Source organism: Deltaproteobacteria bacterium (assembly GCA_016234845.1).
Classification (GTDB): domain Bacteria; phylum Desulfobacterota; class Deferrimicrobia; order Deferrimicrobiales; family Deferrimicrobiaceae; genus JACRNP01.
This window is the reverse complement of sequence record JACRNP010000001.1, coordinates 1-7,759: the sequence shown is the minus strand read 5'-3', so window position 1 is coordinate 7,759 and position 7,759 is coordinate 1. Positions and strand designations below refer to the sequence as shown.

The window sequence follows — 7,759 nt, the reverse complement described above, 5'->3', positions numbered from 1 at the left end:
GCGTCGTTCATGACCTTCAGGTATTCGGGCTGAAGCGCCGCCCGGAAGCGGCGGTGCTCCGCCTTCTGCGACGGGAAGAAGCATTGCGCGTAGAACGCGGAGAGGCACGCCGCCCGGTCGCGAAGAAGAGAGTCCCGCACCGCCTCCACGTCGGCGTCGGGGTAGCCGCGGCGGATCCCGACGAGGACGACGCGCCGCACGCGGTCCGGATGCTCCCGGGCGAACTCCGCCGCGAGGAAGCCGCCGAGCGACCACCCGACGAGCGTGACCGGTCCGCGGGCCGTCCGGTCGAGGAACGACGCCAGCCGCCCGGCGAATCCCTCCGGGCGCAACGCCCCGGTCGTCACGGCCGGTACGCCGGGGAAAAGTCCGTCGAAGATCCGCCCGTCGGTCGCCCACCCCGGGAGCAGGACCATCGACGGATCGCCCTCCCCGCCGGTCCGTAAGAACTCAGGCCGCACCGAGGGCCTCCAGGACGCCCGCGAGCTGGGCCGGCGTGTGCGCCGAAGTCAGGGAGAACCGGAGCCGGGCGGACCCTTCCGGAACGGTGGGAGGTCGGACGGGAAGCGTGAGGTAGCCGCGCTCCGCGAGCGACCTGGAAAGGGAGACGGCGCGGGCGCTCCCGCCGACGACCACGGGGACGATCTGGCTTTCGCCGCCGACCGTCCATCCGTTCGCGCGCAGCGCCTCCCGGAACGACGCCGCGCGTTCCAGGAGCTCCGCTCCGCGCGTCTCCCCGGCAAGGCAAAGCCGCAGGGCCGCGAGGTCCGCCGCGATCACCGCGGCGGGGAGCGCGGTCGAGTAGATGAAGCTGCGGGCGGAGTTCACGAGGATTTCGACCACCGTCCGCGTCCCGGCCAGGTAGGCGCCGAACGCCCCGAGCGCCTTGCTGAACGTCCCCATCACGAGGTCGACTTCGCCCGCGAGCCCCTCCGCCTCGACGCATCCCCGCCCCTGCGGCCCGAAGACCCCCGTGGCGTGCGCCTCGTCCACCATGAAGAGGCAGCGGTGCCGCCGGCACGCCGCGAGCAGCGCGGAGAGCGGCGCACGGTCCCCGTCCATGCTGAAGACGCTCTCGGTCATCACGAGCGCCCGGTCGAACGATCCGCGGTGCTTCCCGAGCATCCGTTCCAGCTGTTCCGGATCGTTGTGGCGGAACCGGAGCAGCTTCGCGCGGGACAGGATCGCGCCGTCGAGCTGGCTCGCGTGGCAGAGCTGGTCCGCGAAGACCGCGTCGCGGCGGCCGAAGAGCGCCGGCACGATCCCGGTGTTGGCCTGGTAGCCGGAGTTGAAGACCAGGGCGGCCTCCGCTCCCTTGAACGCCGCGACTTCCCTCTCCAGCTCGTGATGGATCGCGAGGTCCCCGCTCATCAGCCGGGACGCGCCCGCCCCCACGCCGTACTTTTCGAGCGCGCCTTTCGCGGCGGCGACCAGCGCCGGGTGGGCCGAGAGGCCCAGGTAGTCGTTGGAGGAGAAATCGACGTAGTCGCGGCCTCCCCGCACGGCGACCCCGGGAGACCGGTCCCCGGACGGCACCAGGCGCCGCAGCAGCTGCCGCCGCTCCCGGTCTTCGAGAAAATCTTTCCATTTCTCGGTCATGGACCGGGGAACTTTCCCGAGAACAGGTACCGCTCGAACATCCGCTGGTAGTCGGTCCAGCGCGTACCTTCCCGGAGCTCCGCGATGGCGTCGTTGAACGCCGTCACCTTCGCGTCCATGTTCTCGACGAAGTGGAGGAGAACCGCCTCCAGCGTCTTGGGGCGCTTGGGGGAACCGTACTCGAGCTCCCCGTGGTGGGACAGGATCATGTGTTTCACCAGCATCGCGAGCTCCGCCGGGAAACCGGGGAGGGAGGCGCACATCCGGTCGACGTACTCCGCGCCCATGTACAGGTGCCCGAGAAGCCTCCCTTCGTCCGTGTAGTCGAACGCGCCCTCGTAGGAGAGCTCGTGCACCTTCCCGACGTCGTGCAGCAGCGCGCCCGCGAGGAGGAGGTCGCCGTTCACCCCCTCGTAATGGGACGACAGGACCCGGCAGATCCCCGCGACCGATACGGTGTGCTCCAGCAGCCCGCCGATGTAGTCGTGGTGCATCGTCTTCCCGCCGGGCGCCTGGCGGAACCTCCGCGCGACGTCCGTCTCCGGGGGATCGGGAAATATGGCCGACAGCAGGCGCTTCAGTTCCGGGTCCCCGACCTCCGAGACGTACCCCTGCAGGCTCTTCCAGAGCGGGTCGATCCCTTTCCTCGTGACCGGAAGATACTCGGAAAGGTCCCGGGGGCCCTTCTCCTCGCGGCGGACGTCGTGGACCTTGAGCTGGATGCGCCCCTGGTACGCGATGGCGGTGCCGCTCGCCTCGACCACGTCGTCCCGCTCGAACCGCTTGCCGATCTCCTCCGCGCGGTCCCAGACCCTCCCCTCGATCAGGCCGGTCCGGTCGCGCAGCTGCAGGCTCAGGTACGGCTTCCCGGCGTTGCTGGTCAGGAGCGTCTTCCCCCCGACGAGAAACAGCTCGCGGACCTGCTCGCCTTCCTTTATGTCCTTCACGAAACGGGTCTTGGGCATCGCGTCTTCCTTCTATGCGGAATGGGTTTCGAGGATGCGAAGGGCGGCGCGGATCCCGTCCACGGCGGAGGATACGATCCCGCCCGCGTGCCCGGCGCCCTCTCCCACAGGATACAACCCTTTGTGGGTGACCGACTCGTAATTCTCCCGCTCGAGGCGGACCGGCGAGGAGGTCCTCGACTCGGCCGCGTACAGCGTGGCCTCGCGGGTCACGAAGCCGCGCATCACCTTCCCGAACCGGACGAGGCCGAAGCGCAGGTCCTCCTCCACCGCTTCCGGCAGGATGCCCGCGAGGGTGTGCCGCGCAACCCCCGGGGCGAGGACGCGTCCCGGCGACGGGGGGAGGTCCGTCCCGTGGAGAAAGGCGAGCAGGTTCGCCGCCGGAAGTCCATACCGTCCCCCGCCCCGCGCGAACGCCCGCCGCTCGATCTCCTCCTGGAACGCGATCCCCGCAAGCGGTCCGTCGCCGCACCCCGCGAAACCGTCGGGCGGGACCGCCGCGACGATCCCGCTGTTGGCGAATCCCGAGTTCCGCGCGCGCGGGCTCATCCCGTTCACCGTCGCCTGGAACGGGCCGGACGCCGCGTTCAGCACCTCCCCGCCGGGGCACATGCAGAAGGAGTAGACTCCGCGCCCCGATGGGGACCGCGCCGCCAGGCGGTAATCCGCGGGAGGCAGCCCTTTTCCCGCCGCCGCCCCGTACTGGATCCGGTCGATCAGCCCCTGGGGGTGCTCGACGCGGAAACCGACGGCGAACGCCTTCCCCGAGACCGCCACGCCCTGCGCGTGGAGCGCCCGCAGCGTGTCCCGGGCGGAGTGCCCGACCGCCAGCACGACCACGGGGGACCGCACCTCCTCCCCGCCGGCCAGCCGGACCCCGCGGACCGCTCCTCCATCGACCAGGAGCCCCTCCATCCGCGCGCCGAACCGGACCACCGCCCCGAGGGACAGGAGTTCCTCCCGCGCGCGCCGGCAGAACTCCCGCAACCGGTCCGTCCCGACGTGGGGCTTCGCGTCCTTGACCAGCCCGGGGATCCCGGCGAACGCCGCGAACGCGGACACCACGTGCGTAACCAGCGGATCTCCGATCCTCGTGGTCAGCTTCCCGTCGGAAAAGGTGCCGGCGCCCCCCTCCCCGAACTGGGCGTTGCTTTCGGGATCGAGGATGCCGTCGCTCCAGAACCGGCCGACGTCCGACGTCCGCTCCTCGACCGGGCGTCCCCGCTCCAGCACCACGGGAGGGGCCCCGAAGCGCGCCAGCGTAAGCGCCGCGAACAGCCCCGCCGGGCCCGTCCCGACGACGATGGGAGGACGTTCCGGGGCGGTCACCGGGGACCGGGGAAACGGGTCCGGGGGCGGTTCGTACCGGCGCGCGTCGGGGACGCGCCGGCACACCTCCTCCTCGCGGGCGGCGGACCGGAGGACGCACTCCAGCGTGTACACCCGTCGGACGTCCCCCTTCCTCCGGGCGTCGAGTCCCCTCCGCACCACGGAAAACCGCTCTACCTCCTCCGCGGGAAGGCCTATAATCTTCAGCATGCGGTCGAACAACGCGCTTTCCGGCACCGCCGGGGCCACGCGAACGTCCGGAATGCGGATCGTCAAACGGCTGCTCCCCCTGCTCCCGCTCTTCTTCCTCTCCCTGGCGGTCCCCTCGTGCCGGCCCCTCCTCCGGGAGATGTTCCAGACCCCGAAGGTGAAGGTGGTCGACATCGGGTTATCGGGGAACCCGCTGCTCGCCCCCCGCGCGCCGATCACCGCAATCCTCCACCTGTCGGTCCACAACCCCAACGGGTACGCCCTGACCGTCGCCCACGTCGCCTACTCGGCGACGGTCGGCAGCCAGCTCGTCGCGTCCGGCGAGAGGAACGAGGAGATCCGGATCGAACCGTCCGGCGACACGCTGGTCAAGGTCCCCGTGCAGCTTTCCGTCGACGCCTTCACGGCGGCGCTGCGCGAGGTGCTCGGGGCCCGGTCGCTTTCCTACGAGTTCAACGGCTCCGTCGGGATCGTGGCCCCCGTCGTGGGAGTGGTCCGGGTCCCGTTCTCCCGGAACGGGACGATCGACCCCGCGGACCTCCTTCGGAAGAAGGGGATCGGGTTCAATTGACGGGGGACGGCGGCTCCCGGCCCTCGAGCACCGCCAGCAGGTTTTCCGCGGCCAGCCTTCCCATCGCCTCCCGCGTCTCCCCCGTGGCGCTGCCGATGTGCGGCAGGAGCGCGGTCGAAGGCGCCGCGAGGAGATCCGGGCGGATCTGCGGCTCCTTTTCGTAGACGTCCAGCCCCGCACCGAAGATCCTCCCCTCGGACAGCGCCTCCGCCACCGCCTCCTCGTCCACGACCTCCCCGCGGGCGATGTTCACCAGCACCGCCGTCCGCCGCATCTTCCGCAGCCGCTCGCGGCCGATCAGCCCGCGCGTCTCCGCCGTGAGCGGAACGCACAGCACGACGAAATCGCTCTCCGCGAGGAGGTCGTCGAGAGGCCGGTACGACGCTCCGAGCTCCGCCTCGGCCGCGGGCGCGAGCCTTCTCCTGCCGCTGTAGAGGATCCTCATCGAGAAACCGCGGGAGCGGCGGGCGATCGCCGATCCGATCTTCCCCATCCCGACGATCCCGATCGTCTTTCCGGCGACGGGCACGCCCAGGAACCCCCAGGGATCCCACCCGGTCCACCGCCCCTCCCGCAGGAACCGCTCCGCCTCCGGAAGCTTCCGGGCGGCGGACAGGAGGAGGGCGAACCCGAGGTCGGCGGTCGCGTCGGTGAGCACGTCGGGGGTGTTGCACACCCGGATGCCGCGACGGGTCGCCTCCGCCACGTCGACGTTGTTCACCCCGACCGCGAAGTTCGAGACGACTTTCAGGGAGGGGCCCGCCGCCCGCATCAGCTCCGCGTCCATCCGGTCCGCCAGGGTGCACAGGATCCCCGAGACTCCGGACGCCCTCCGGAGCAGCTCCTCCCGCGGCATCGGGCCGTCCGGCGGCGGCCCGGCCGCCCGGAACCGCCCGGCGAGGGCCGTAAACGGCACCCCCGGCAGCCGACGAGTCACCAGGATCCCCCGTGAATCCATGGAAATACCCCCTCCCGAAGGGGTTTCATTATATACCCGAATAATTGACAGGGAGCCGGCCGGGGTATACTCTTCAGATTTCGGTTGGATTTCTCCATATATCGTACAGGAGGTCGGTCCCATGGCGGTCAAGGTCGGCATCAACGGGTTCGGGCGGATCGGGCGGAACTTCTTCCGGGCGGCGTACAAGGATCCCTCGCTGGAAATCGTCGCGGTCAACGACATCACCGACGCGAAGACGCTGGCGCACCTCCTCATGTACGACTCCGTGCACGGCCGCTTCGGGGAGCCGGTGAAGGTCGAGGACAACGCCATCGTCGTCGGCGGGAAGAAGGTCCAGGTCCTCGCGTGCAAGGATCCTTCCGAGCTTCCGTGGGGGAAGCTGGGCGTCGAGGTCGTCATCGAGTCCACCGGAAAGTACACCGAGCGGGAGGGCGCCGCGAAGCACCTCTCGGCCGGCGCGAAGCGGGTCCTGATCTCCGCGCCCGCGAAGGGCGAGGACGCCACCTTCGTGATGGGCGTCAACGAGAACCGGTTCGACCCCGCGAAGCACGCGATCATCTCCAACGCCTCCTGCACGACCAACTGCCTCGCCCCGGTGGCCAAGGTGCTCCTGGACACCTTCGGGATCGAGCGGGGGCTCATGACCACCATCCACGCGTACACGAACGACCAGAAGATCCTCGACCTCCCCCACAAGGACCTGCGTCGGGCCCGCGCCGCCGGCGTGTCGATGATCCCCACGACGACCGGCGCCGCCAAGGCGGTCTCCCTGGTCATCCCGGAGCTGAAGGGGAAGCTCGACGGGATGGCGATCCGCGTCCCGACCCCCAACGTCTCGGTCGTCGACCTGACGGTCGAGCTGTCGAAGGCGGCCACCGCGGAGGAGATCAACGCGGCGATGAAGAAGGCGGCCGACGGGCCCCTTTCGGGGATCCTGCAGTACGTGGACGAGCCGCTGGTCTCGATCGACTTCAACCACGACCCGTGCTCCTCGGCGTTCGACGCGCTCTCCACGAAGGTCATCGGCGGGAAGATGGCGAAGGTCCTGGCGTGGTACGACAACGAGTGGGGATACTCCTGCCGCCTGGTCGACCTGGCGAAGTTCGTTTCCAGGGCGAAGTAGCCGCATGCGCGTCCCGGTCATCGCCGGCAACTGGAAGATGTTCAAGACCGCGGGGGAGTCCGAGGGGTTCGTCCGGGCGTTTCTTCCGTTGGTGGCGGGGGTCTCCGGCGTCGAGATCGTGATCGCGCCTCCGTTTCCTTCGATCGCCGCGGTCGCGGGGCTCACCCGGGGCACCGCCGTGGGCGTGGCTTCCCAGAACGTCCACTTCGAGAACGAGGGGGCGTTCACCGGCGAGGTCTCCCCCCGGATGGTCGCGGACGCGGGGGCCACCCATTGCATCGTCGGGCACTCCGAGCGGCGGCAATATTTCGCGGAAACGGACGACTCGGTGAACCGGAAGGTCCGCGCGGCGATGGCCGCGGGTCTCACGCCGATCGTCTGCCTCGGGGAGACGCTCGCGGAGCGGGAGTCCGGCAAGACGTTCGACGTCGTCCTCCGGCAGCTTCGGGGGGCCTTGAAGGACATCCCGGCGGCGGACGCATCGAAGATCGTGGTCGCCTACGAGCCGGTGTGGGCGATCGGCACCGGGAAAACCGCATCCCCCGCGCAGGCGCAGGAGGTCCACGCGTTCCTGCGCCGATCCCTGGCGGAACTGTGGGGAGCGGCGGCGGCGTCCGTGCGGCTTCTCTACGGAGGGTCGGTCAAGCCCGACAACATCGCGGAGCTGATGGCGAAAGAGGACATCGACGGCGCGCTGGTCGGCGGGGCGAGCCTCTCCCCCGAGTCGTTCGCGAGGATCGTGAAGTTCAAATAACCGAAAGAGAGAACGCGAGAAGAAAAATGTACACGCTCATCGTCATCCTGCACGTGATCGTTTCCATCGCGATGATCCTCGTCATCCTGCTGCAGACCGGGAAAGGGTCCGACATCGGCGCGGTCTTCGGCGGCGGCTCCTCGCAGACCCTGTTCGGGTCGACCGGGCCGACCAGTTTCCTGAGCAAGGCGACCGCGGGGGCGGCGATCATCTTCATGATCACGTCGCTGTTCCTCGCGTACTTCTC

General features: G+C 69.6%; 9 protein-coding genes. 4 read left to right on the top strand and 5 right to left on the bottom strand.

The window, feature by feature from the left end; all coding sequences use genetic code 11:
• From HZB86_00045 to HZB86_00030, 4 genes are all read right to left on the bottom strand, one after another.
• A partial coding sequence (locus HZB86_00045) for an alpha/beta fold hydrolase (protein MBI5903940.1) occupies positions 1 to 461 on the bottom strand: 461 nt, incomplete at its 3' end.
• On the bottom strand, positions 451 to 1,599 hold the full coding sequence (gene bioF, locus HZB86_00040) for an 8-amino-7-oxononanoate synthase (GenBank protein MBI5903939.1): 1,149 nt from the start codon (positions 1,597 to 1,599) through the stop codon (positions 451 to 453). The genes bioF and HZB86_00045, both read right to left, overlap by 11 nt.
• On the bottom strand, positions 1,596 to 2,564 hold the full coding sequence (locus HZB86_00035; protein MBI5903938.1) for an HD domain-containing protein: 969 nt from the start codon (positions 2,562 to 2,564) through the stop codon (positions 1,596 to 1,598). Before HZB86_00035 ends, bioF begins: the two co-directional genes overlap by 4 nt.
• A 12-nt stretch (positions 2,565 to 2,576) precedes the next feature.
• Positions 2,577 to 4,103, bottom strand: a complete 1,527-nt coding sequence (locus HZB86_00030; protein ID MBI5903937.1) for a hypothetical protein — start codon at positions 4,101 to 4,103, stop codon at positions 2,577 to 2,579.
• Here HZB86_00030 and HZB86_00025 point away from each other — a divergent pair.
• Positions 4,102 to 4,674: an LEA type 2 family protein gene (locus tag HZB86_00025; protein MBI5903936.1), complete on the top strand. Its 573-nt coding sequence runs from the start codon at positions 4,102 to 4,104 to the stop codon at positions 4,672 to 4,674. The two genes, HZB86_00030 and HZB86_00025, sit on opposite strands and share 2 nt — an antisense overlap.
• On the opposite strand, the gene HZB86_00020 is transcribed toward HZB86_00025, so the two are convergent.
• Positions 4,667 to 5,632: a D-glycerate dehydrogenase gene (locus tag HZB86_00020; protein ID MBI5903935.1), complete on the bottom strand. Its 966-nt coding sequence runs from the start codon at positions 5,630 to 5,632 to the stop codon at positions 4,667 to 4,669. The genes HZB86_00025 and HZB86_00020 overlap by 8 nt on opposite strands.
• A gap of 121 nt (positions 5,633 to 5,753) precedes the next feature.
• Here HZB86_00020 and gap point away from each other — a divergent pair, with 121 nt between their 5' ends.
• The 3 genes from gap to secG all read left to right on the top strand — a co-directional run.
• The gene (gap, locus tag HZB86_00015) at positions 5,754 to 6,758 is read left to right on the top strand and encodes a type I glyceraldehyde-3-phosphate dehydrogenase (GenBank protein ID MBI5903934.1); all 1,005 of its coding nucleotides are present in this window, start codon (positions 5,754 to 5,756) and stop codon (positions 6,756 to 6,758) included.
• 4 nt (positions 6,759 to 6,762) lie between these two features.
• Entirely contained in the window at positions 6,763 to 7,512 is a 750-nt protein-coding gene (locus HZB86_00010; protein MBI5903933.1) for a triose-phosphate isomerase, read from the top strand.
• Positions 7,513 to 7,538: 26 nt separating this feature from the next.
• A partial coding sequence (gene secG, locus HZB86_00005) for a preprotein translocase subunit SecG (protein ID MBI5903932.1) occupies positions 7,539 to 7,759 on the top strand: 221 nt, incomplete at its 3' end.

Bases quoted from the DNA above. Each gene is read 5' to 3' on its own strand.
- HZB86_00010 (MBI5903933.1), top strand. From the start codon at position 6,763: ATGCGCGTCCCGGTCATCGCCGGCAACTGGAAGATGTTCAAGACCGCG.
- HZB86_00020 (MBI5903935.1), bottom strand. From the start codon at position 5,632: ATGGATTCACGGGGGATCCTGGTGACTCGTCGGCTGCCGGGGGTGCCG.
- HZB86_00030 (MBI5903937.1), bottom strand. From the start codon at position 4,103: ATGCTGAAGATTATAGGCCTTCCCGCGGAGGAGGTAGAGCGGTTTTCC.
- HZB86_00025 (MBI5903936.1), top strand. From the start codon at position 4,102: ATGCGGTCGAACAACGCGCTTTCCGGCACCGCCGGGGCCACGCGAACG.
- gap (MBI5903934.1), top strand. From the start codon at position 5,754: ATGGCGGTCAAGGTCGGCATCAACGGGTTCGGGCGGATCGGGCGGAAC.
- HZB86_00035 (MBI5903938.1), bottom strand. From the start codon at position 2,564: ATGCCCAAGACCCGTTTCGTGAAGGACATAAAGGAAGGCGAGCAGGTC.
- bioF (MBI5903939.1), bottom strand. From the start codon at position 1,599: ATGACCGAGAAATGGAAAGATTTTCTCGAAGACCGGGAGCGGCGGCAG.